General features: G+C 58.6%; 16 protein-coding genes, 1 other RNA gene and 2 pseudogenes. 12 read left to right on the top strand and 7 right to left on the bottom strand.

What is annotated here, in order from left to right; genetic code table 11:
- The first annotated feature begins 447 nt into the window (after nucleotides 1–447).
- From ACIPZC_RS19770 to ACIPZC_RS19730, 9 genes and pseudogenes are all read left to right on the top strand, one after another.
- Nucleotides 448–717 carry a hypothetical protein gene (locus tag ACIPZC_RS19770; protein ID WP_400628954.1) on the top strand — a complete coding sequence of 90 codons (270 nt, stop codon included), beginning with the start codon at nucleotides 448–450 and terminating at the stop codon, nucleotides 715–717.
- Nucleotides 718–721: 4 nt separating this feature from the next.
- Nucleotides 722–970 (top strand): DUF3077 domain-containing protein, encoded by a 249-nt coding sequence (locus tag ACIPZC_RS19765; protein ID WP_400628952.1) that lies wholly within the window; start codon nucleotides 722–724, stop codon nucleotides 968–970.
- A gap of 390 nt (nucleotides 971–1,360) precedes the next feature.
- A pseudogene (locus ACIPZC_RS19760) lies at nucleotides 1,361–1,631 on the top strand (hypothetical protein).
- Nucleotides 1,632–1,635: 4 nt separating this feature from the next.
- The gene (locus tag ACIPZC_RS19755) at nucleotides 1,636–1,884 is read left to right on the top strand and encodes a DUF3077 domain-containing protein (RefSeq protein ID WP_241803867.1); all 249 of its coding nucleotides are present in this window, start codon (nucleotides 1,636–1,638) and stop codon (nucleotides 1,882–1,884) included.
- A gap of 149 nt (nucleotides 1,885–2,033) precedes the next feature.
- Complete coding sequence (locus ACIPZC_RS19750) at nucleotides 2,034–2,327, top strand: hypothetical protein (RefSeq protein ID WP_400628950.1); 294 nt, start codon at nucleotides 2,034–2,036, stop codon at nucleotides 2,325–2,327.
- Nucleotides 2,328–2,426: 99 nt separating this feature from the next.
- Nucleotides 2,427–2,818: a transfer-messenger RNA gene (gene ssrA / locus ACIPZC_RS19745) on the top strand.
- Nucleotides 2,819–3,182: 364 nt separating this feature from the next.
- Nucleotides 3,183–3,425: a hypothetical protein gene (locus tag ACIPZC_RS19740; protein WP_012312624.1), complete on the top strand. Its 243-nt coding sequence runs from the start codon at nucleotides 3,183–3,185 to the stop codon at nucleotides 3,423–3,425.
- Between the two features lie 114 nt (nucleotides 3,426–3,539).
- Nucleotides 3,540–3,806: a DUF3077 domain-containing protein gene (locus ACIPZC_RS19735; protein WP_400628948.1), complete on the top strand. Its 267-nt coding sequence runs from the start codon at nucleotides 3,540–3,542 to the stop codon at nucleotides 3,804–3,806.
- A 308-nt stretch (nucleotides 3,807–4,114) separates the two neighbouring features.
- Complete coding sequence (locus ACIPZC_RS19730; RefSeq protein WP_400628965.1) at nucleotides 4,115–4,417, top strand: hypothetical protein; 303 nt, start codon at nucleotides 4,115–4,117, stop codon at nucleotides 4,415–4,417.
- A gap of 23 nt (nucleotides 4,418–4,440) precedes the next feature.
- Here ACIPZC_RS19730 and ACIPZC_RS19725 read toward each other — a convergent pair whose 3' ends face one another.
- Nucleotides 4,441–5,871: a sigma-54-dependent transcriptional regulator gene (locus ACIPZC_RS19725; RefSeq protein ID WP_400628946.1), complete on the bottom strand. Its 1,431-nt coding sequence runs from the start codon at nucleotides 5,869–5,871 to the stop codon at nucleotides 4,441–4,443.
- Between the two features lie 157 nt (nucleotides 5,872–6,028).
- Nucleotides 6,029–6,877 (bottom strand): annotated as a pseudogene (locus ACIPZC_RS19720) (IS5 family transposase).
- Nucleotides 6,878–7,052: 175 nt separating this feature from the next.
- Between ACIPZC_RS19720 and ACIPZC_RS19715 the strand changes: the two are divergent.
- Nucleotides 7,053–8,555 carry a DNA methyltransferase gene (locus ACIPZC_RS19715; RefSeq protein WP_400628944.1) on the top strand — a complete coding sequence of 501 codons (1,503 nt, stop codon included), beginning with the start codon at nucleotides 7,053–7,055 and terminating at the stop codon, nucleotides 8,553–8,555.
- Complete coding sequence (locus ACIPZC_RS19710) at nucleotides 8,552–9,724, top strand: DNA adenine methylase (protein ID WP_400628942.1); 1,173 nt, start codon at nucleotides 8,552–8,554, stop codon at nucleotides 9,722–9,724. Before ACIPZC_RS19715 ends, ACIPZC_RS19710 begins: the two co-directional genes overlap by 4 nt.
- A 51-nt stretch (nucleotides 9,725–9,775) precedes the next feature.
- Here ACIPZC_RS19710 and ACIPZC_RS19705 read toward each other — a convergent pair whose 3' ends face one another.
- Entirely contained in the window at nucleotides 9,776–11,047 is a 1,272-nt protein-coding gene (locus tag ACIPZC_RS19705) for a protein NO VEIN domain-containing protein (RefSeq protein ID WP_400628940.1), read from the bottom strand.
- Between the two features lie 680 nt (nucleotides 11,048–11,727).
- On the opposite strand from ACIPZC_RS19705, the gene cysC reads away from it, so the two are divergent.
- Nucleotides 11,728–12,303 carry an adenylyl-sulfate kinase gene (gene cysC / locus ACIPZC_RS19700; protein ID WP_400628938.1) on the top strand — a complete coding sequence of 192 codons (576 nt, stop codon included), beginning with the start codon at nucleotides 11,728–11,730 and terminating at the stop codon, nucleotides 12,301–12,303.
- Here cysC and ACIPZC_RS19695 read toward each other — a convergent pair.
- The 4 genes from ACIPZC_RS19695 to ACIPZC_RS19680 all read right to left on the bottom strand — a co-directional run bounded on the left by ACIPZC_RS19695 (nucleotide 12,287) and on the right by ACIPZC_RS19680 (nucleotide 23,377).
- The gene (locus tag ACIPZC_RS19695; protein WP_241804119.1) at nucleotides 12,287–13,783 is read right to left on the bottom strand and encodes a TolC family protein; all 1,497 of its coding nucleotides are present in this window, start codon (nucleotides 13,781–13,783) and stop codon (nucleotides 12,287–12,289) included. The two genes, cysC and ACIPZC_RS19695, sit on opposite strands and share 17 nt — an antisense overlap.
- 63 nt (nucleotides 13,784–13,846) lie before the next feature.
- Entirely contained in the window at nucleotides 13,847–22,135 is an 8,289-nt protein-coding gene (locus tag ACIPZC_RS19690; protein WP_400628936.1) for an Ig-like domain-containing protein, read from the bottom strand.
- Between the two features lie 128 nt (nucleotides 22,136–22,263).
- Nucleotides 22,264–22,851, bottom strand: coding sequence for a phage tail protein (locus ACIPZC_RS19685; RefSeq protein WP_400628934.1), 588 nt, complete (start codon nucleotides 22,849–22,851; stop codon nucleotides 22,264–22,266).
- A 55-nt stretch (nucleotides 22,852–22,906) separates the two neighbouring features.
- Nucleotides 22,907–23,377, bottom strand: a complete 471-nt coding sequence (locus tag ACIPZC_RS19680; protein WP_400628932.1) for a GNAT family N-acetyltransferase — start codon at nucleotides 23,375–23,377, stop codon at nucleotides 22,907–22,909.
- Nucleotides 23,378–23,410: the final 33 nt, after the last annotated feature.

Genomic DNA, 23,410 nt, shown 5'->3' with positions numbered 1-23,410 from the left:
GTCTCCCACAGTCTGTACTGGGTCAACAGTCAGAATCCGGCATTTAGTCCCACCACCCCTTCAAGTCTAACCATACAAGCCGGCTTGCCGGCGATCGAGGGCGCAGCCCTCGCCCAAGCCCTCCAGAAGTAAGACATTTCCTAACCTGCAACCAAATGCTTCTGGATTAAATGCTTTGGGATTTATCCTACGACCGCCGCTGCCGTTTCGCCGTTGTTGCTCACAACCATCAGGGCTAACTTCCCTGGGTCGTCATCTTTGACGATTTGGGTGTGAGAGCCCGCAAATTTCGGCAGTACTGCTATGGCAGCCGCAACGCGGGCAGGCTTCGGCCTGGCTGGCTTGTGCCGATCTTTGCCGGTCTCTCACCCCGCGTTCGGCTGCCACCCTATTCTGTGAGAGGAAGACGAAGGGCAGCTCAAATCCAGCCAAGATCGGATCTGCACCATGAAAAAAATCGTACCCGACCCACCCCGCTCCAAACTCCTCACCAACCCATACTTCTCCATCCACACCGACATGCCCCCTCCAGACGCCCTGGCCCACGCCAGCGAACTGCTGCGCGGCGTCGCCGAAACCATCGACGAACACTGCCGCATCCACGCCGGCGAACCGGGCCTGTGCATGCTCAGCAACGCCGAGCACGCCTGCGAGACGTCCAGAGCCCTGATCGAGCACGCTTTGACTGGCCTCTACAACGCGCAAAGGCCGAGGTGATTCAATGAATGACGCATTGAAAGATGTCACCACCGCCGGCAGGGAAACCTTCGACCTGTTTCGCCTGCAACCGGGCGTGCCTTTCGAGCACGCCTTCAGCCAGCTCTCAGTACTGCTCGGCTGCATCCGCCACCTCACCACCGAAGCCGAAATGGAAAACGACCGCAAGGCCGGCAGCGCAGCGCGCATCCTGAGCGAAATGGCCAAGGCCCTGATCAACGACATCGAGCTTGGGCTGAACAAATCCCACTGATGCCACCCGGGCCGCTCCGCGGCCCAATTGCCGGCGATCGAGGGCACAGCCCTCACCTAAGCCCTCCACCCGTAAGACATTTCCTAACCTGCAACCAAATGCTTCTGGATTAAATGCTTTGGGATTTATCCTACGACCGCCGCTGCCGTTTCGCTGTTGTTGCTCACAACCATCAGGGCTAACTTCCCTGGGTCGTTTTCGAACGACAGGGTGTGAGAACCCCGTAAACATGACAGCAGCCTCGTAATGGCGGCCCTGCGTGGGCAGACCTCGGTCTGGCCGGATTTCCCATGTTTACCGGTTTCTCACCCCACGCATGGCTGCCACCCAATCCCGTGAGAAAGGATCGTGTAGCAGCGCCTGTTGAGTAATCAAACTGGGATCTGCACCATGAAAAAAATCGTACCCGACCCACCCCGCTCCAAACTCCTCACCAACCCATACTTCTCCATCCACACCGACATGCCCCCCTCCAGACGCCCTGGCCCACGCCAGCGAACTGCTGCGCGGCGTCGCCGAAACCATCGATGAACACTGCCGCACCCACGCCGGCGAACCAGGCCTATGCATGCTCAGCAACGCCGAGCACGCCTGCGAAACATCCAGAGCCCTGATCGAGCACGCCTTGACTGGCCTCTACAACGCGCAAAGGCCGAGGTGATTCAATGAATGACGCATTGAAAGATGTCACCACCGCCGGCAGGGAAACCTTCGACCTGTTTCGCCTGCAACCGGGCGTGCCTTTCGAGCACGCCTTCAGCCAGCTCTCGGTACTGCTCGGCTGCATCCGCCACCTCACCACCGAAGCCGAGATGGAAAACGACCGCAAGGCCGGCAGCGCGGCGCGCATCCTGAGCGAAATGGCCAAGGCCCTGATCGACGACATCGAGCTTGGCCTGAACAAATCCCACTGATGCCACCGGGCCGCTCCGCGGCCCAATCAGCGGAAACACCCCGCCACACACCATCATGTCGCCAAGCCAACACACCGATTGAACCCTCGGCAAACCCCGACAGTCCATCCTTACAGGCCCACCTCCCAGAGGCCTTCAAGGAGACACCCATGAAAGGTACCGCGCTTTCGGCCCTCTTCGCGGCCGCTACCCTCCTGGCTTCACCGGTGTTCGCTGCTGACGACCTCTGCACCCTCAACCTGCAGAAAATCGATGATGCCATGGCCACCGCTGGCGCCACTTCCGAAGGCCTGGACAAGGCCGTTACCGAACACGTCGACAAGGCCAAGGCAGCACAGGCCGCGGGCGACACCAAAGAATGCATCGCCATTTCCACCAAAGTGCTGCAGCGCCTGGAGAAAACCGACAAGGGCAGCGGCACGGCCGGTGGCGCCGGTAGCTAAGCTTTGAGCGGGCGGCGAGAAGCCGTTGTCGACGCCGCCCGCGCAAAGGCGTATACTCAGCGGCACGTGCCGAAAGGTACGTCAGCTAGAGCTGAGTGTGGGGCCGATTAGGATTCGACGCCGGTAGCGAAACTCTAGGTGCATGCCGAGTTGGTAACAGAACTCGTAAATCCACTGTTGCAACTTTCTATAGTTGCCAATGACGAAAACTACGAGGGTTACGCTCTCGCTGCGTAAGCAGCTGAGCCCGCTCTCCTGGTAGCTTCGGCTCCAGCAATCATCAGGGGATGCCTGTAAACCCGAAATGATTGTCATACAGAACAGGATCGTCGTGTAGCACGTTGGGGGCAAAGCGACTAAAACTTACCCAACTCGTCCAAAGCACCCTGCCCGTCGGGCGGCTGCGGATTAACTCAGTAGACACGGCTAAGCATGTAGTACCGACAGCGGAGTACTGGCGGACGGGGGTTCAAATCCCCCCGGCTCCACCAAATCCTAAAAAAGAAGACGCCCTCGGGCGTCTTTTTTTGTGCCTGAGTTCTGCCAATTCGCAACAAGCTGTCACGGTCATAATCAGATTTAACCCCTTTCCTGTAGGGCATTTCCCAAAGATACTCCCAGCCATTGTGGTGTTTCAGGCGAGGCACTAGTGTCGGCTTGTCGTTGCCAAGCAACGATCGGCTTTGACAGGCCGCCCTGAACTAACCACATAGCTTTGCCGTTCTGGCAGCTGTGCATGGGGCACCTCGCGTGCGCCGGTTTTGGTCTGTTCACCGGTCTGTCAACCCATGTACAGCTGCCGCCTTTCTGTTTGACAGCAGAGGGTGGTGGCCTCAACTTGAACAGGCCTAAACCATGCTGAAAATAGTCCCCGATCCACCCCACCTCCTCCACTCCCTGGAAGACACGCTGATGATGGCCGCCGACTACGCCCTGTGTGCCGAAGTCGTCGCCCAGCAGGCAATGCTGATGCAGCCCAAATCACCTGTATCGTTATTGATCATGACCTCAATGCACGAGCTCGAGACGCTACGCAAATTGCTCGAAGCGGCGCTGATCCAGATCCAGAAACCCGCCGATCCGCAAACGCTGCACTGACCCGCATCATGACCTGCCTGGCCTGACTCTCCCGCACAGCGAAGCACTTATAGGAGCCCGGCTTGCCGGCGACAGGGCCAGGCCAGGCGTCTACGACTTCAGGGAGATCAAACAGTGACCACCGAAGAAACCAAATTCACCGTCGGCAAAACCACCTTCTTCCAAGGTGAAAACCAGACCCACGCCCTTTTCCGCATCGAAGCCGGCATCCCATGCCAGGCCGCCCGCGAGCAGGCTTCCGAATTGATGGGCTATGCGCGCGACCTGAGCATCGACGGGCTGCTGGAAGACAAACCGCAGTTGCTCTGGGCCTCGCACTACCTCTGCGCCCTGGCAAAGGCACTGCTCGATGATGCCGAATTGGGCATGATGAAAACCTGAGCCCTACTCCATGCAGGCCAAGGGCGCTCCCGTCGTAGGAGATAGGGAAGCTGCAATAAGCCGCCATTAACCGACAATGGAGGACTTTGGGCCTCAAAAAAGCTCATTTTGCAGGCCCTAATTGAATTAAAAACCACGGTCAAACCCTGGTCAACGATGGACTGGCTCCGGCGAAAGCTGAAGAAAAACTCAAAACTGTGTCCGGAATGAGTTGAGCACTACACTTTCTATCTTATTTTTTCGCACTGGATTTAAAGACAGGTAAAATGATGCTACCAATGCAACTGAAATCGAGTCCTAGTATCCAGATGAAACTCTTAAATACCTACGACGAACGTGACAGCGCAGAAGAAGCCAAAGGAAAACTAAGCGGAAACAATCGGTTAGCTAGCGAACGTGACGCTACAGCAGTAATTTACAACCTATTTGGGGTTCCCAGTTGGGGCAATTTTCATCGCTTGGGCATGTACCAGCTAGACGAATTGAGGACGCTATTGGCACGCCGAGACACTTGGCAAGCTGCCGACAATGCTCGGCACTACGCCATTATCACCACGCTACGCACTGTGGCGAAGAACTATGAGATCGAGATTCCACCCCACTGGATGTAGCAATGAACCTGGTGATCCATGAGCTAAGTCGTGTCACCGGACTTGCGTCGTGGAATGCCTAGTCTTTGCCTACGCTCCCACAAACATTTTCGACTAACGCCTAGTTTGCGCGCCAGCTCGGTTTCGGTCATGCGATCCTGATGTTCGAGTACGAAGTGCTGGAAGTAATCCTCTAGCGACAAGTCTTCGGTTGGCTCATGACCGCTGTTACCGGCGATGGTGTCCTGTTGCTGCGCCAGGCCAATGAAATCGTCGTCCTCCTGATCGCTCAGCTCGATGTCGATACCAAGCAGCTCGGCGGAAATCTCCGGACTTTCGCACAGAATGACGGCGCGTTCTACGGCGTTCTCTAGCTCACGAACATTCCCCGGCCAGGAGTAATGGCGAATGGCTTCTTCAGCATCGGCACCGAAGCGCAGGTCATTGCGGCTCGCCTTAGCGCTCTGGCGGGCGAGAAAAGCATTGGCAATCTCATTGACGTCGGAGCCGCGCTCGCGAAGGGCGGGTAGCTTCAGGGCGATCACGTGCAGACGGTAATAAAGGTCTTCACGGAACTGGCCGACCTTAGCCAAGCTCTTAAGATCGCGGTGGGTCGCGGCGATAAGGCGCATATCTACCTTTTGCGACTGCACCGAGCCGACACGGCGAATTTCGCCTTCTTGCAAAACGCGCAACAGGCGAGCCTGGGCTTCGAGTGGCAGCTCTCCGATTTCGTCGAGGAACAAGGTACCGCCATCCGCCGCTTCGACAAGACCAGCGCGTCCAGCGCTGGCGCCGGTAAACGCGCCTTTCTCGTGACCAAACAGCTCGGATTCGATCAGGGTTTCCGGAATGGCAGCACAGTTCACCGAGATCATCGGCGCCTTGGCGCGTTTGGACAGATTGTGCAGGGCACGGGCTACTAACTCTTTACCGGTACCGGATTCGCCCTGGATCAGGACATTAGAATCGGTCGGTGCGACCTTGCGTATCTTGCTGTAGAGATCCTGCATCGGTGGGCATGAACCAATGATACCGATTTCGCCATTGCTATTATCGACCTTCGGTTTCGCCGCCCCAGTGCCCGCTTTGCCAGTGAGCGGCTCACCGCTAGCCCTGCCCCCTTGCTGGTCCCGAAGGATTCGCGCGACGCCCTGGAGCATTTCGTCATGATCGAAAGGCTTAGCGATGTACTCCACCGCCCCCAGCTTCATGGAGTCGACCGCTGAGCGCAGGCTGGCGTAGCTGGTCATAATCAGCACCGGTGTGCCCTGGGCGAGTTTGATCAGCTCAGTACCCGGCGCGCCAGGCAGGCGTAAATCGCTGACGATCAAGTCGAAAGTGGGAATTGCGAAGCGTTCTTGTGCTTCCTGCACCGAACCGGCTTCGCTGACCTGGTATTGGTTACGTTCCAGCAAGCGACGCAAGGCAGAACGAATAATGATCTCGTCTTCAACAATCAAAATATGCTGCATTTAGGCGCTCTCACTACGGCCGCCGTTGACGATCTCTCAGGAAGATCAATTTCTGCGACCTATGCCGGCTGTTGCCCATAATGACCTCACGCCCGCCATTTTGCCAGCTTGGCGACCCCCATCTGGTGACGGTGGAGAGCGAAAAAGGATCAGAAATCTAGGTTCGGTACGAAAAGAAATCTCGCATACACCCCATGGAATATGGCCAACGAGACCTAGCGGCATAGCTTTTCGCGAGCTTGTCGAACATTGCACGATCCGCGGTTTTCTTTAAGCCAACCAAACATGCGCTCGATGATGTTGCGCTGTCGGTACTAGGTACATTCAACAGTTCAGGTGAGCCAAGCTTGGATCGCACTTCATCGAGCGCAGCGGGATGACGAGCAGCATTCGATATTGATCGCAGTAGCAGGGAAGCGCTTCAGCTTCATAGCCCTTGTCGTCTAGCTACCATCTACAGCGTTTAAGGGGGCGGCCACGTTGGTTCGACGGTTTGCGGACCTCATCCAGGGGTTGCGTGTAGCTGATGTCACTGGTTTGGCCGCCAGAGAGGAGGAAGTGCCAAGGTGTCCCGCTGGCGTCGCAGAGCATGTGAATTTCAGTAGTCAGACCGGCGCGACTGCGACCTAGAGCATGATCGGCGGGCTTGTCAAGCCGAGTTCTTTTCCGGCGCTAGATGGAGCTCGGGGCCCGCCTGCTGCGGTTGAGTTGCTCATCCAGGTTTGTAGGTCCATCAAGCGTTGCTCATTCAATCTCAGGTGCAGGCGTCAGGGCATTTGATCGAATGACCCCCGGTTTCGCCAACCACGAAATCTTTGGTACACCTTTGGCCACGAGCCAAAGCGTTCCGGGATGTCTCGCCACGCCGCACCTGAACAGAGCATCCAAAGCACGCCATCGAGCATCAGGCGGCCGCTCAGGGGGACCGCCCCCGGTCATGGGTTCCGGCGAAGATATCAGCAGCTACAGCCCTGGCCTCATGCGAGAGTTCGTAACGCGTTGCCATCATAAGGCCTCCTTTATGTCGATGGCGGAAGGCCCTACAAAATTTGAGCGCTCGAGGGGCAGCGATTGGGATTCTCGGGATTTCCCACAGGCCCTGGTGTCATGACGAAATTTCTCTTTGAGCACAAAAGCTTTTTGACTACAATTGGTATCTACACTCTTCTCAGGCGGCCCTGATGTCCAGCTTCAAAACCATTTACTTTCCCGACTACCAGGTTGGGGAATCGAGAAAGTCGGGTCTAACGATTTCCTTTTCAGATAGCGAAAAAAATCTTTACCAATCAGTTAATAAACTGAGTAGCTTTTCAATTCGAACTGCTATCGGCCATAATTTTTATAGCGATATTGTAAAAGCAGCAGACAAGGAGCAAATGACAGTCTCAGCATACGTTAGAAAATCCTTGAGACGATCCATTACTGCAGAAAATACCCCTGTACAAAGTTATGACGCAGCAATCCAGTCAACATTTTCTGGAGGGAAAGGCAGCCCTTTACATGACTGGTTCCCGTACCTAGAAGGGTATTCGCCTGACTTTGTGAAGACGGTGATTACCCAGTACGCGCCTGAAGCAAAAAGAGTATTTGACCCGTTTTGTGGATCAGGAACTACGGCACTGACTGCGGCAGCGATGGATATAGAGTCAATTTACTGCGAAGTAAATCCCGTCTGCCGCGATGTAATAGATGCAAAGTCACTTGCCGTAAGACTTGAACACACAGAGCGCGACAGAATATCCACAAAACTAGAAGCCCTTTCAGTCCTGATATACACAGAGATCGAACTCCATCGCGAGGACAAAACCTTATTTAAGTCATTTGAAGCCTCATTCAGCTCGAAGCCATTTTTTGACAGCACTACATTTAGCAAAGTCTTAAAACTAAGATCAATGGCAGATGATCTTCTTGCGTCGGATAAAAGTGTAGGAAAGCTATTCGAAATCGCCGTGCTTGGGGCATTAGTACCCAGCTCTCTTTTGGTTCGAAGAGGGGACCTCCGTTTCAGAACTGAAAAGGAGCTGCTTACTCACTCACCAGATATCATTAGTTTGGTTTCAAAGCGCCTTAGATTGATCGCAAGCGATTTAAACGACTTAGAAAGCAGCAACCAATCCATGACACTGGTCGGTTCGGACGCGAGATCTTTATTAACAGACGATATCGAACCCGTGGACATTGTTGTCACAAGCCCGCCATACTTGAACGGAACCAACTATTTTAGAAATACAAAAATCGAACTTTGGTTTCAACGACATTTATCAACAAAGAGTGATCTTAGGCAATTCCGCGACAGCGCAGTCACTTCAGGGATAAATGACGTAACAAACTCAAAAACAGGATTGGGAAGCATTCCAGCAATAGAGCTACTGATTGAGACACTAACGGAGTTAAGAAAGGAGTCTTATGACAAACGCATCCCAATGATGGCAGCTTCCTACTTTGCAGAAATGACCGAAGTCATCCGAAGGATAAAGTGCCTCTGCCACAAAGATACCAAAATCGCAATAGACCTTGGAGATTCTTGTTACGGCAGAACTTGGGTGCAAACCGACGCTATCCTTAGAGGGATCATGGAACTCGAAGGGTTTACGCTAGTTGATGAGGTAGTTCTTCGCGAAAGACAGTCAAGAGATGGACGGCGCTTAAGGCAGACCTTGCAAGTTTTTGGAGCCAAAAAATGAACATGCGCGAAAATACTATGGACTTACCTGACATAGAAACCAATGCACTGCCGCACAAATGGAATAATTTTCGCCGGTACTTACCTCATCAAAAGGGTGACCTAAACAAACGAAACTGGGGGCATCCCTGGCATTCAATTTGTTCGTATCAAGGAAAATTGAAGCCATCCATTGCACACACATTAGTGGAAGCTCTACTCCCCGAAAGCGGAGGTATTGTTCTCGATCCATTTTCCGGCGTGGGTACAATTCCATTTGAAGCAAGACTGAAAGGCCATCAAGCCCTTGCATTTGACATCAGTCCTGCCGCTATTGCTATATCACGCGCTAAATTAGAACCCTTCCAAACTGAGGAAGTATACGAGGAACTTAAGCGCCTCGGGGCGTGGATCAAGAAAAATAAATTCGCTTGTTCAAAATCTGACTTTAGCGCAATTCGCTTTAACGGCCCGATAGAAGACTACTTTCATCCTGCAACATTCGCTGAGATCGTGTCCGCACGGAACTACTTTTTAGAGTATGGATACACGAACCCTGCAAGAGCTATGGTCATGAGCTGCCTACTTCACATCCTTCACGGAAACAGGCCATACGCGCTATCCCGCAGATCTCATCCAATTACACCTTTTGCACCTACCGGGGAAACCGTTCAGCACTCCCTCATAGAAAAGTTGGAGAGTAAGCTCCAGAGAGTTTTGAAGAACTCGATAGGCGAGAGCCATGAAAGTAAAATTTACAATCAAGATGCTGCCGGATTGTGGCCTGCAGATGTAAACAATCTAGATGCAATTATTACTTCTCCGCCATTTTTTGACAGCACGCGTTTTTATTCCGCCAACTGGATGCGACTGTGGTTTTCCGGATGGGATGCCAAAGACTTCTCCACTAAGCCTGCGGAATTTTTTGAAGTCAAGCAGAAAGTTAACTTTTCAGTTTATGACCCCATATTCTCTCAGTCCGCCGAGAGATTAAAAAGCGGAGGCTATTTCGCCCTTCATTTGGGGAAAAGTGCAAAATGCGACATGGCAAAAATGATAATGGAGATCGGAAAAAAGCACCTTTCTATAGTCGATTTTTTTGATGAAAGCGTAATCCACTGCGAAAGCCACGGGATAAGTGACAAAGGGTCTGTAACAGCCCACCAATACGTACTTTTCCAAAAAAAATAGGCCATCAGTTACCCGCACCGGCAACCGCTGGCGCGGGCCCCTCGTAGCTACCTACTCAGCAAAAGCCCTCCAAACTTTCTCACTAACGGTGTGAAGTTCTGTTTTTTGCTGACCAAAAACCAAGCACTCGAATGGGTTTTGTATAAGCGTCATCTTTGGCTCCACAGATCCAATACCCTCTACAAGAGCCAAGTAAAAATTAGCTCTATAATGCTGGGCTGCTTTATACTCATTTTGGGTTAGATTAATCTGACCTAAAGATGCCACGCTACTTTTGACTTCCACAACCATGGCAAGATCCCCCTTGCGGGCCCACAAATCAAAACCATACCCTCTTTTGTTAGTAAAAAAGGATACTTGCCATCCTTGAGATTTTAGTATCTTAGCAACGAAGCTTTCGGCCTCCGCCCCCACATTCCCTTCTGGAGGAATAGGCGGCGTAAGGAGCTCGTCTGATTGTGGAGGTGTAGGAATTTTCAGACTATGATTAACTGCAGAACTAGATGAGTTTTTTTTCACCGCAGGACTCACGACTCTTTTATCAGCGACTTCTTCAGAAACCCAATTCGAAGTAAGTAGTAGTCGAGGCCCCTTTCTTATCATACTAGTACCAAGAGAAAAGAGAGAGAAAGTATGCAGCGCTTGGTCTCTCCAGTTACTATAAGCCTTTGGCTTTCCAATTCTACTGGACACATGAACATGCAGGCTCCTTTGCTCATCAGAGCTGAGCTTTCGAAATTCCAGAATGTTATTTATCGCAGTATCTATTTCAGTTTTTGTCCGGATGCGCGATACAAAAAAATCGTATTCATCTCTATGGATGTAACCTCCACACCTCGCTAACACCTGTTTAGTTGCTTGATACACTGCCACATCGAAATCAGAGTACTGCTCAACTCTATCAGTAGGGGACCATGGCTCAACTGCAAATCTGATCTTATCAAGAGACCGCTCTAAAACCTCAGCTGGATCTAATGCATTAGCAAGAGCGATACCTTCTTCTGTGAGCTGTATCTCTCTCCATGAAGACTTTTTAGTGCGACGTATCAATTGAAGTGGCTTATCCATTACTAACAAGTGATGTCTACGGAGCTGTACTCCCGGATCGACTGGACTAATCCCCACAATTTTCCCTAATTGAGAATAATCTTGCGCAGTCAAGCTTATCGGATTATTGCCAACCTTCCTAAATAGGTACTCAACAACATCCTTCAACCAATGAAGATCAACATGTACGCGAGTTATGATGAACCAGCCTCGGTCCCCCCTATCCCCCTCCGCGAGTCGTTCTACAATTGCTTTCTCGACAGTTTTCAGTGACATCGCCATTGGCTCCTTTCATGGCCGTGGTTTTTCGTAGTAAAGCCCAGAAGCGCCGAAGAGATATCAATCTGCCACACTGGTCAATGGGCCTGGCAGACCTAACCGCCTGAAACTTTTTTAGCACCCGCGGGATCCCACATGTGAATGCTTCGAGCGAGTCCCAAATAGGCAATTCGGGTTGAATCCCCGACGCCGAATGGCGCAGTTTTTGCTTGGTAAAAGCGCCTGACCTTGATCCATCTCCGTACCATCCTTTTAAATCTCGCGGATACCAGATCGGAAAAATTGGGGACAAAAGCCAGTAATACCAATCAACTCATCAGCTCGGCCGACCACGTTTCATCGCATCGCAAATGGTACTTCGTATTGCAATGAGTATTGCAAGAACAATGTAAATATGTAGAGACCTAAAATCAGAAACCTGCAAAATCAATTCAGATCATCCCGACACCAAACAATAAGTCAAAACGTCCACGGGATGTCTTTTTTGAAAGTATCGTTCGCCAAGAGCCCCTGTACCTACGGGCGCAGGGGCGACATGAACTCGTCCCCGGCAGTCTTTTTGGCTGCCTTCGATCCATGTTTTGTCCGAACCTAAACCTTTGGCGTACCCCCACCCCATCCCAACTATCCTAACAATCCAAGCCCCCACCCCCGCCCTCCCCCTTGGAGAACCAACCGTGCCCAACGCAGGAAGCGCCCCCCACCACCCCGGCGCAGTAATCTGGCTAACCGGCCTCTCCGGCGCGGGCAAATCCTCCCTGGCAAACGCCCTAGCCCTACGCCTAAACCAACTAGGCCACCCCTCCTACGTTCTCGACGGCGACGCCCTGCGCCACGGCCTGAACGCCGACCTTGGCTTCTCCCCCGCTGACCGCCATGAAAACAACCGCCGTACCGCCGAGGTCGCAGCACTATTCGCCGATGCCGGCCTAATCTGCATCGCCGCGCTCATTTCCCCCTACCGCGCCGACCGCGCAGCGGCGCGCCGGGCGTGCAAAACCGGGTTCCATGAAGTGCATGTCAAAGCAGACCTGGCCACCTGCGAAGCGCGCGACCCGAAGGGCCTGTACCGCCGGGCACGGGCTGGCGAGCTCAAGGGGTTCACAGGCATCGATGCCCCCTATGAAGCGCCGCAGCACCCCGAGCTGGTCTTGGATACCGCTGGCACCACGCTACAGATGGCGCAGGACCTGCTGCTGGATTATGTCCTTGAGCAGGTCCTGGCCCCCCAAGGGCTCACGACCCCGGCGTGATCTCGCCTCGCTGCCAGCGGGCCTCGCTGTTGCCCAGGGCCTGGGCGATGTCGGACAGTTTGTCGGACGGCAAAGTTGCCGGCAGCGGGTCAAGGCCGGCGCTGGCGAACAGCTGGCCGTAGCTGTTGCGCAGCTCGGCGTAGGCCAGGTCGCGGCGCAGGTCTGCCTGCAAGGCGTTGAGCTCACCCTGGATCAGTTCCAGCTCGCCAATGCCTTGGGCCTGGTGGCGGTTGCGCAGCTGTTCGACGATCTGTTGATCGAGGGCGACCATCTGCTGGCTGGTGGCGAACTGGCGACGTGCTTCGCTGTAGTTGGCGTTGGCCACGTACAGCTGGGCCAGGATGGCCATCGACATGGCTTGGCGGCGTGCCTCGACCACCTGCTCACCTGCCTTGGCCACATCGATCGACGCTGGGCCGGACAGCACGTTGAACAGGTTCCAGGTGACCTTCACGCCGTAGTCGGCCCAGTGCTGGTTGGTCAGGAAGCTGTTGCTGTCGTAATGGCCGCCAGCGGAGAACTCCAGGCCCGGCAACATGCGCAGCATCGACTTGCGCACCTCGGCGGCGCTGATGCGTGCCTGGTAGTCCTGCTCGCGCAGTTCCGGGCGTGAGGCCAGGGCCTGCTGCTCGAGGCTGTCCAGCCCGACCTTGAGTTCGGGCACGCTGTAGTCGTCGCTGGCGGCCAAGGTCAGGTCGGTGCCCGGCGGCAGGTTGATCAGCGCGCCGAGCTCGGTCTTGGCCAGCGACAGGGCGCGGCGTTGTTCCTCTAGCTGGCGGGTGGCTTCGATCAGTGAGCGCTGGTAGTTGAGCGCCTGGATCTGGTCGCCGATGCGCTGTTCGCCCATGCGCTGGCTGTTGTCACGCGCCTGGTCCACCCGCACCATCAAGGCATCGATCTGCTTGAGCAGGCGCTCGGCAGCCACCGCCCGCCAGTAGGCCGAGCGCACGTCCTGGATGATGGTCTGCACCACCTTGCGCCGGCGTTCCTGCACGATCAGGCGCTGGTCGCCCTGCTGTTTGGCGCTGACATAGCTGACACCGAAGTCCAGCACGTTCCACACCATGGTCAGGTCCGCCACGTCGCGGTCGCGGTCCTGGGAGGTGGAGGGTTCCAGCGACTGGGTGTTGGTCAGCACGCTGCGGCTGCTGGCGGCGCTGGTGTTGCTGCGCCCGGCATAGCCTGCCGACATCGCCATGCGTGGCAGCATGTCGAACGTGGCCAGGTCGACCTGGCGCTGGGCCAGGGCTTCTTCCATCACCTTTAGCCGCGCTTCCAGGTTGTACTTGACCGCGCGGGCCATTGCCTGGTGCAGGGTCAGCGGACCTTGCAGTGCCTCCTGGCCCTTGAACATGCTGGCCAGGTCGTCACGCGCGCGCTGTTCGCTGACGCTGCGCTCGATCGGCTGGGTCTTCACGGCACAACCTGTCACCGCCAGTGCCAACATGCTGATCGCAAATATCCTTGATGCCTTGCTCATCCCCACCGCCCCCTGGTACTGCTTTTTGATATCCATTGTGTTGTTATCCGCCATGGCTCTGGCTCACGCCTCGGGCATGGGTGCCTTGATCTGTCCGAGCGCCAGCGCCAGCTCCCTGACCTGGCGCTGCTCGCCCTCCTTGAAAGCCTGCAACTGCTGCCCCAGCGTCGGCGCACCGGCCTGGCCCTCGCCGCCCTGGCGCCACGGGTTGCCGCCACTGAGCTCATACTGGCCGCCGTCGTCCGGCAGCGTCTTGTCGAAAATATTGGCCAGGCTGCTGGCGCCGAACACGCTGGCATCTCCACCGCCAAAGCCGAGGAAACCGCTGCCGCTGCCGTTGCCGATGGCGGAGCCGCCCTGCTGCCCTGCGAACACCTGGGCAAGGTAGCTGGGCGCCAGGGCACCCTCGCGGATAAAGATGCTGCCCAGCGGCGGCAGCCCACCGCCAACACTCGGCACTTCGAACAACGGTACTGGCAGCAAAGGTGACTGGAACGCCGAGAACGCTGGCGCCGCTGTGCCGGGCAGGGGCAGTGGCTGGCCGGCGAGGCTTGGCGGCGCGGCCGGGTAGGCCAGGAACTGCGTGTCAGCGCCCGTGCTCTGCAGCGCACTGCCCTGGCCGACGAAACCGCCCTCCAGCCCGTTGCCCGCCATGTCACTGATACCCGTGCCGCTGTTGTTCAAGGCCAAGGCCAGGCTGCCGCTGCCGGCAACCCCCACGGCATTCACCTGCCAGGTGCGGCTGTCGATCTGCACCAGTGATTGCAGGGTGCCGCTGGCGTTGCCGCTCGCTACCAGTTGGAAGTCGCTCAAATCGACGCCGCGAACCGCTTCACTGAAGGTCACGATAAAGCCCTGGCTACCGCTGCCATTGACAGGCATCGGCACGATCGACTCGACGCTCGGCAAGCGGGTATCGACGATGACGCCCGTGCTGTCGCCAACCGCCCCCAGCCCTGGCTGCAAGGCATTGCCGGCAGCGTCGTGCAAGGTCGCGCCATTGGCGGCCAGGCCCACAACCTGGATGCCGTCGGCATCGTTGTCGCCAGCCTGGATGCGGTACTGGAACACCAGCGTCGGCGTGCCGGAGCCAGCGACGAAATCGGCATACACCGTACGCCCGCCCACATCCAGTGCCAGCTGCGGTGTGCCGTCGACAATCACCGCTTCGCTGGTATCCACCACGAAGGTCAGGGTATCGCCGGTGTTGTAATGCACGCCCACCGGCACGCTGACGCTAGTCACCGTGGGGGCGTCATGGTCGACGGTGTACACCGCGCCGGTCAGGCCGCCCGTGAGCACGTTGCCGGCCACATCGCTGATGGCGGTGCCTGCAGCCTTCAAGTTCAAGCCCAGGGTACCGCTGCCGCTGACACCGCTGGCGGTGATCTCGTAGACGCCATCGCTTATCTGCCGCAGGCCGCTGAGCGTCGCGCTGGCGGTACCGCTGGCGACCAGGCTGAAGTCGGCCAGGTCAACGCCGTTGACGCGCTCGCTGAAGGTGACGGTGAAGCGAACGCTCTGGGCGTTGCTCGGGGATGGGTCGAGGGTGACGATGCCGACAGCTGCCGGTGCCAGTGTATCGACCAGCACCGTGCTCGTGTCGGCGATGCCATTCAAGGCCAGGTTCATGGCATTACCCTGGGCATCGCTCAGGGTGGCGCCGTTGGCCGACAGGCCGGTCACGCGGATGCCATCGCTGTCATTGTCGCCGGCCTGGACGATGTACTGGAACACCAGGGTCGGCGTGCCAGCACCGGCTATCAACTCGGCGAACACCGTGCGCCCGCCGACGTCCAGCGCCAGGCGTGGCGAACCGGCCACCTGCACTGCCTCACTGGCATTGACCACGAACACCAGCGCGTCGCCGGCGTTGTAGGAAACGCCGGCCGGCCCACCGACACTGGTCACGCTGGGGACGCGGGTGTCGATGGCGTAGTTGTTGGAAATGCTGCTGCCCACACCAGCGTTACCAGAGGCCGTGGCAACTACCCCGCTGTTGTCCAGAGACACGAGGTTGCTGGTGTCTTCGACATTGCTGGTCGGTGTCAGGGTCGCGGTCCAGGTGATGCCCCCGTCCTGGCTGCTCAGGTTGCTCAGCACGCCATTGGCCGCGCTCATGTCAGCCAAGGTAAACCCACTGACCGCTTCGCTGAACGTGATGGTCACCAGGCTGGACTCGCCCGCCCGCAACGCATTGTCGGCCACCACGAGGGTGGCGGTGGGCACAATGGTGTCGACCGCGTAGTTGCCCGAGGACGTGGTGCCGCTGCCAAGGTTGCCGGCCAGGTCGGCGATGCCTGTGTTGGCCAGGGTGATGACATTGGTGGCGTCCCGCACACCCACGGCTGGGGTGAAGGTGGCTGTCCAGGTGATGCCGCCGTCGGTGCTGGAAACCGCGCTCAAGGTGCCATTGGCAACCGTCAGGTCGGCATTGGTGAAGCCTGTCACCGCTTCGCTGAAGGTGATGGTCACCTGGCTGGTTTCGCCGAGGGTCAGGTTGCTGTCGGCGACCACGATGGTGGCCGTCGGGCGCAGGCTGTCGATGGCGTAATTGTTCGAGTCGGTGGTGCCGGACCCTGCGTTGCCCGCCAGGTCCGCCACGCCGGTGTTGTCCAGGGTGATCAGGTTGCTGGTATCGCTGATGCCGGCTGAGGGTGTCAATGTCGCCGTCCAGGTCAGGCCACCGTCGCTGCTGGCGAGCCCGCTGAGGGTACCGTTGGCCACGCTCAGGTCGGCCAGGCTGAAGCCGACCACCGGCTCGCTGAAGGTGATGGTCACCAGCGACGTCTCGCCAATCGCCAGTTGGCTGTCGGCCACCACGATGGTGGCTGTCGGGCGCTGGGTGTCGATGGCGTAGTTGTTCGAATCGGTGGTGCCGACACCGGCGTTGCCGCTCTGGCCGGCCACGCCGGTATTGTCCAGGCTGATCAGGTTGCTGGTGTCGGTGACATTGCTGGTGGGGGTGAAGGTGGCGGTCCAGGTGATGCCGCCATCGCTGCTGCTCACCGCACTCAGGGTACCGTTGGCCACGGTCAGGTCGGCATTGTTGAAGCCGCTCACCGCCTCGCTGAAGGTGATCGTCACCAGGCTGGTTTCGCCAATGCTCAAGGCAGTGTCGGCCACCACGATGGTGGCGGTAGGGACGATGGTGTCGACCGAGTAGTTGCTCGAAGAAGTGGTGCCGGTGCCAAGGTTGCCGGCCAGGTCGGCGATGCCCGTGTTGGCCAGGGTGATGACATTGGTGGCGTCCCGCACACCCACGGCTGGGGTGAAGGTGGCTATCCAGGTGATGCCGCCGTCGGCACTGGAAACCGCGCTCAAGGTGCCATTGGCAACCGTCAGGTCGGCATTGGTGAAGCCCGTCACCGTTTCGCTGAAGGTGATGGTCACCTGGCTGGTTTCGCCCACGGTCAGGTTGCTGTCGGCGACCACGATGGTGGCGGTCGGGCGCAGGCTGTCGATGGCGTAATTGTTCGAATCGGTGCTACCGGACCCTGCGTTGCCCGCCAGGTCCGCCACGCCGGTGTTGTCCAGGGTGATCAGGTTGCTGGCGTCGGTGACATTGCTGGTGGGCGTGAAGAGGGCGGTCCAGGTGATGCCACCGTCTGAACTGGCAACCGCGCTCAGAGTGCCGTTGCTCACGGTCAGGTCGGCATTGCTGAAGCCGACCACCGCCTCGCTGAAGGTGAAGGTCACCAGCGACGTCTCGCCAATCGCCAGTTGGCTGTCGGCCACTACGATGGTTGCGGTCGGGCGCTGGGTGTCGATGGCGTAGTTGTTCGAATCGGTGGTGCCGAAGCCCGCGTTGCCACTGCTCTGGCCCACCACACCGCTGTTGTCGAGGGTGATCAGGTTGGAGGTATCGGTGACATTGCTGGCGGGCGTGAAGGTGGCGGTCCAGGTGATCCCGCCGTCGCTGCTGGAGAGCCCGCTCAGGGCGCCGTTGGCCACGGTCAGGTCAGCAGGGGTGAAGCCAGTCACCGCCTCACTGAAGGTGATGGTGACCAGGCTGGTCTCACCGATACGCAGGGCCGAATCGCTGACCACGATCGTCGCCGTGGGTTGCAGGGTGCTGACCGCGTAGTTGCTCGAGTCGGTGGTGCCGCTGCCAGCATTGCCGGCCAGGTCGGTCACGCCGTTGTTGGCCAGGGTGATGACATTGGTGGCGTCCTGCACGTTGATCGACGGCGTGAAGGTGGCCGTCCAGGTGATGCCGCCGTCGCTGCTGGACAGCCCGCTCAGGGTGCCGTTCGGCGCCGACAGGTCGGCCAGGGTGAAGCCAGACACCGCTTCGCTGAAGGTGATGGTCACCGTGGTGCTTTCACCTACGTTCAGCGCAGTGTCGGCCATCACGATGGCTGCAGTTGGGCGCTGGGTGTCGATGGCGTAGTTGTTCGAGCCGGTACTGCCAGTGCCGGCGTTGCCAGCCGTGTCGACCACGCCGGTATTGTCCAAGGTGATCAGGTTGCTGGTGTCGGTGACATTGGCAGCGGGCGTGAAGGTGGCGGTCCAGGTGATGTTGTCGCTGGTGCTCAGGCCGCTGAGCGTGCCGTTCTGTACTGTGAAGTCGGCCAGGGACAGCCCGGAGACGGGTTCATTGAAAGTGATGGTGACGGTGCTGGTGTCGCCAATGGCCAGGTTGCTGTCGGCGACCACGATGGTCGCGACCGGCCGCACGGTGTCGATCGCGTAATTATTGGAGTCGGTGGTGCCGGTACCGGTGTTGCCGGCAGCGTCGGTCACGCCGGTGTTATCCAGGCTGATCAGGTTGCTGGCGTCGGTGACATTGCTGGTAGGCGTGAAGGTGGCGGTCCAGGTGATGCCGCCATCGCTGCTGCTCACCGCGCTCAGGGTGCCGTTGGCCACGGTCAGGTCGGCATTGCTGAAGCCCGTCACCGCCTCGCTGAAGGTGATGGTCACCAGGCTGGTTTCGCCAATGCTCAAGGCAGTGTCTGCAACCACGATTGTCGCTACCGGGCGTTGGGTATCGACGCTGTAGTTGTTCGAGTTGGTGGTGCCGGTGCCGGCGTTGCCAGCACTGTCAGTGACCCCGGTGTTGTTCAGGGTAATGAGGTTGGTGGCATCGGTAACGTTGCTGGTGGGCGTGAAGGTGGCGGTCCAGGTGATACCGCCATCGCTGCTGCTGAGCGTGCTCAAAGTACCGTTGGCCACGCTCAGGTCAGCAGTGGTGAAGCCGCTTACCGCCTCGCTGAAGGTGATCGTCACCAGGCTGGTCTCGCCCGCGCGCAAGGCATTGTCTGCGACGACGAGGGTGGCGGTAGGGCGCTGGGTATCGATGCTGTAGCTCGGCGACACGGTGGTGCCACTGCCAGCATTGCCCGCCAGGTCAGCGACGCCGGTATTGTTCAGGGTGATCGCCGCACTGGCGACCGTGATGTTGGTGCTCGGGGTGAAGGTAGCCGTCCAGGTGAGGCCACCATCACTGCTGCTCACTGCCGACAGGGTACCGCCCACCACCGTGAGGTCAGCATTGCTGAAACCCGTCACGGCTTCGCTGAAGGTGAAGGTCACGGTCGCTGTGTCGCCGACTTTCAGTGCGGTGTCACTGAGGCTGATGGTAGCGGTGGGCGGCACGGTCTCGCGGACAGTTACCAGCACCGTGGCGGTACCGGAGGTAGCGCCATCGCCGTCGCTGACGGTTACCGAAACCGCTCGGCTGGCCTGGCCGATGCCATTGCCGGCATTGCCGTTGTCATACGTGATACTGCGCACCAGCGCCTGTACCGCCGCGGCGGTGGCATTGGCGTTGAAGGTCACCACCAGGCTGGCGCCGCCTGTGCCGCCGGCCACGGTGCCGATGGCCACGCCGCCGTAACTCACGGTATTGCCACTGAGGCTGATCTGCCCGGCGCCGTTACCCACGCTGCGGATACCCAGGGTGTCTTCGCCGGCTACGCCGTTGGCGCTGATCGAAGCGGTAAGGTTGCCACCGCCAAAATCAGCCGAGTCGCTGTCGCTGACCGTGGCATTGCTACCCGCGTCGAGCAGTATCGCGCCGTTGCCTTGGGTAAATACCGCGCTGTCGCCATTGAGGTTACCGATTACCGGGGCGCTGTTCTGCGGCAGCACGGCCACCGAAGCGGTACGCGTGGTGCTGCCCATGTCATCGTTGACGCTGACGGTCACGGTGCGGGTGCCCGTGGTATAGGCCGCCGCCGCGTTGCCATAGGCCACCGATGCCAGCACTGCCCGGTACTGGGCCAGGGTGGCGACACCGCTCAGGGTCAGCACGGCGCTGCCCGAGCCGCTGACAGTGATGCCGAACCCGGCAGCCGTGGCGATCTGCGCTGCGCTGAGCGACAAGGTTTCGTTGGCGCCATCGGCCACACCGCTCAGCGTCAGGGAGGCCCCGCTCACCTGGGTGTCGCCGTCAGTCTGGGTGAGGGAGATGTTCGGCACGATCGCCACTGCGGTGCCGGTGAAGTTCACCGTGCTGTCGTTGCCGCCAGTACCGATGTCCAGGTCAACCACCGGTGGTGCCGAGTACAGCACCTCGTAGGCACCGATATCCACACCGCCCCCGCGAGGCCGCTCGAAACCGCGCAGGTCGGTGGCCGGCGCACCGCTGCTGGTGCCCTGGTCGATGGCATTGCTGGCCGTGGAGGCCAGGCGGTAATCACCCCCGGCAGCATTGACGAAGTTGACCGTGGTGCCGATCAGGTTGGTGATGCTGGTGTAGCCGCTGCCGGTGACGGCATCGGCCGCAGCACCGTTGACGGTGTTGCCGGTGAGGATGGAGTTCTGCACCGTGATAGTGCCGCCCTGGCCATTGACCCAGCCAAGGCCCGCGGAGGTGATGCTACCGGTACTGGTATTGAGAAATACGTTATTGGCAATGGTGCTGTTGACGATGTTGACCGAACCACCCGCGTTGTTCAGGACGATCACTGCCCCCCCGGCGACGGTGCCGGTCGCAGCGTAGGTGCCGGTGTTGTTGTAGATCGCCACGTTTTCCAACACATGGTTGTTGGCGCCACCCAAGCGCACCAGCGATGACATCCCGGTGGCCCCGACAATACTGCCGCTGTTGTCATGAATGGTGGTGTTGCGCACCACTACCGCGGAGCCGACAGTGGTCGCCGAGTTGATCACTGCACCGGCGTTGTTCTGGAAGTTCGAATCTTCAATGGTGATCGAGCCACTGTTGGCACGGATCGCGCCACCGACGAGGTTGCCCGAGAACTCACGAAAATCAAGGTTGCGCACCGTCAGCACGCCGCCGCTGTTGCTCTGCAGCCCCGACGCCTCGGTGGCATCACGCACACCGTTGTTGTTGACGTCGCCACTGAGGATGATGTCGCCTCGGCCGTCGCCATCCACATCACCGTTGATGGTGATGTTGCTGGTGACCAGCAACGCCGAAGCGGTGGACCAGCGGATGGTCTGGCCACTCAGCGATTGATGGAACACGATGATGTCGCTGCCACTGCCAGCGGCAGAGCCGTCCACCGAGGCGTCGGTGTTGGCGGCCTGGATCGCTTCGGCCAGCGAGACCAAGCCGTTGGCCTGAACGGACGAGGCATCGGTGTCGGTTACCGTGATGGTCGCCAGCGACGTATTGAACGCCGTCAGGTCACCACGTTGCACGCCAACGCCCGTAGCGACCACGCCGTAGACGGTTTCCAGTTCCCAGTCCTCGCCGGCGCGGTTGCCGGTCGAGTCGGCAGACGCGCCTACATCGGCGCCGCTCAGCCTTGCCACTTCATCAACGAACAGCTGGCCATCACTGCCCTGGCCGGTGTTGCAGGCGAAAAAGCGGATGTCGCCACCCTCGGCCAGGCTGGCGCCGATGCGCGCCAGGTCGGCCTGATGGCTGGCCAGCTGGTTGGCCCAGATGGCGTTGCCGGCCAGGTACACATAGCCGCTGTCGCCGTGGCTGATGATGTCGATGGACGTGACATCGGTACGGCCGTCGAGGTAATCAGCGATCTGCTTGAAACCGTCTTTGCCGTTCTCCAGCACCACCACCTCGACCCCGGCGGGCAGGCCGGCGATGAGCTTCTGGTAGTCACTGACGGCGGAGTCGACGAACACCACTTCGTGGCGCTCGGCGGCCAGGGTAGCCGGCGCCGTCGCGGGTGCGGCCTGCTGCGCGCTTTCGTGGCTGGCGCTGTCCTGGGTGCTGGCCGTATCGCTGGCGGTAGCGGTGTCCTTGCTGGTGGCCGTGGCAGTGGCAGTGGCTGCCTCTGCGGCCTGGGCGCCCTGATCGGCGACCACGGCCACCGAAGCATCGAACATCATGCGGGGTTCCAAGGCCTGAATCAGGCTCGGCCGGCTCATGGAAACGCTGGGGTTTTGGTTCTTCTTGTTTCGCTTCCAGAATGCCATGCCGACCTCATTCAGCCCTTGGGCTGGTTGATCCTGTCACTGCGCCAGGCAATGGCGCATCCTTGTTGAAAACCCTGTTGCACCGCGGGGCGCCGAGATGCCCCCGCAGTGCCCTGCACGGCCTTGACTCAGTTACGGCTCGGGAAGATGCCTTCCAGGGCGATGATGAAGTTCATGCCCAGGTAGGGGTTCTGCACAGACACCGGCAGCGAGCCACCACCGAGGTTGACGGTGGTTTGAGGCACCGTGACGTTGAACGGCTTGAGGCTGGTGTTGGGCGTGTCACTGGAATAGATATCCGCCGCCGTCCCTGCACCCGAACTGTCAAAAGACTTGGCCAGCACGTTGCCAGACGAAGGTGCCGAAGCGTTGGCATCGCCTTCCACCGCCGGTATGGCCACCGAGACGGTCTGCGCAGGGATCATCGCCTGCTGCATCGGCATGTTCGGCTGCAACAGCGTGACCTCGTTGGCACCGGCAGCTTCACCCTGCACCACGTTGTCCAGGCCTGGCCCGGTGCCGAAACCGATTGGCCCGCGGCCGCGCAGGTCGGGCAGGGCGAAGGTGGTGCGGCCATCACCGCCATATGTGGTGCCAAGCAGTGCGAACAACGCGTTGTTCTGGGCAATGCTCATCAACTGGCCTTGGCAGAATGCCCAGCCGCGTGGCGCGAAAGTGCCTGCGAACATCTTGATCTCACCGAGAAACGGATCCATTTGCTGCTCTCCTATGACTATCTGCAAGGCGGACCGGGCGGCCCGTTAAAGGGGTTCAGGAACGATGCATCTTCAGGTACAGGCCATTGTCGTCGACCACTTCGAAGCCACTGCGCTGGTAAAGGCGCACGGCCGGGCTGTGGGCAATGACGTGCAAACCGGCGCTCTGGCCCTGGCGGTCAGCCTGTGCCAGCCACTGGCGCAGCAGACGTGTGCCGATACCCTGGCCCTGCCAGGCGGGCAACAGGGCCATATCGATGATCTGCAGGTGGCTGTCGGCCCAGTGCAGGGATGCACGGCCGATAGGTTCGTGGGCGGTTTCGATGATCAGAAAGCAGGCGTCGGGGTACTGCGCCTGGTAATGAAGGTGCTGGGCACGCCACTGCTGGTCGAGAAAATGCTCGATCGTTGCCTGGTCCCACGCCAGCGTGGCCATTTCGGTGGCCCGGTTGGTAGCGTACAAGGCACGCAGAAACACTTGGTCAGCGTCCACCACGGGGCGCAGAAGCACTTCAGATGTCGGCATCGAGTCACGCTTCCCTGCTGTAGTTACCCCTTG

The organism is Pseudomonas sp. NPDC089743, assembly GCF_044748785.1.
GTDB lineage: Bacteria > Pseudomonadota > Gammaproteobacteria > Pseudomonadales > Pseudomonadaceae > Aquipseudomonas > Aquipseudomonas putida_X.
Note: the sequence above shows the minus strand (reverse complement) of the source record. Positions and strands in the feature narration are given on the sequence as shown.

Coding starts and splice junctions, on each gene's coding strand:
- ACIPZC_RS19690 (WP_400628936.1), bottom strand. CDS start 22,135: ATGGCATTCTGGAAGCGAAACAAGAAGAACCAAAACCCCAGCGTTTCC.
- ACIPZC_RS19765 (WP_400628952.1), top strand. CDS start 722: ATGAATGACGCATTGAAAGATGTCACCACCGCCGGCAGGGAAACCTTC.
- ACIPZC_RS19695 (WP_241804119.1), bottom strand. CDS start 13,783: ATGAGCAAGGCATCAAGGATATTTGCGATCAGCATGTTGGCACTGGCG.
- ACIPZC_RS19770 (WP_400628954.1), top strand. CDS start 448: ATGAAAAAAATCGTACCCGACCCACCCCGCTCCAAACTCCTCACCAAC.
- ACIPZC_RS19715 (WP_400628944.1), top strand. CDS start 7,053: ATGTCCAGCTTCAAAACCATTTACTTTCCCGACTACCAGGTTGGGGAA.
- ACIPZC_RS19750 (WP_400628950.1), top strand. CDS start 2,034: ATGAAAGGTACCGCGCTTTCGGCCCTCTTCGCGGCCGCTACCCTCCTG.
- ACIPZC_RS19740 (WP_012312624.1), top strand. CDS start 3,183: ATGCTGAAAATAGTCCCCGATCCACCCCACCTCCTCCACTCCCTGGAA.
- ACIPZC_RS19705 (WP_400628940.1), bottom strand. CDS start 11,047: ATGTCACTGAAAACTGTCGAGAAAGCAATTGTAGAACGACTCGCGGAG.
- ACIPZC_RS19730 (WP_400628965.1), top strand. CDS start 4,115: ATGAAACTCTTAAATACCTACGACGAACGTGACAGCGCAGAAGAAGCC.
- ACIPZC_RS19680 (WP_400628932.1), bottom strand. CDS start 23,377: ATGCCGACATCTGAAGTGCTTCTGCGCCCCGTGGTGGACGCTGACCAA.
- ACIPZC_RS19710 (WP_400628942.1), top strand. CDS start 8,552: ATGAACATGCGCGAAAATACTATGGACTTACCTGACATAGAAACCAAT.
- ACIPZC_RS19685 (WP_400628934.1), bottom strand. CDS start 22,851: ATGGATCCGTTTCTCGGTGAGATCAAGATGTTCGCAGGCACTTTCGCG.
- ACIPZC_RS19725 (WP_400628946.1), bottom strand. CDS start 5,871: ATGCAGCATATTTTGATTGTTGAAGACGAGATCATTATTCGTTCTGCC.
- ACIPZC_RS19755 (WP_241803867.1), top strand. CDS start 1,636: ATGAATGACGCATTGAAAGATGTCACCACCGCCGGCAGGGAAACCTTC.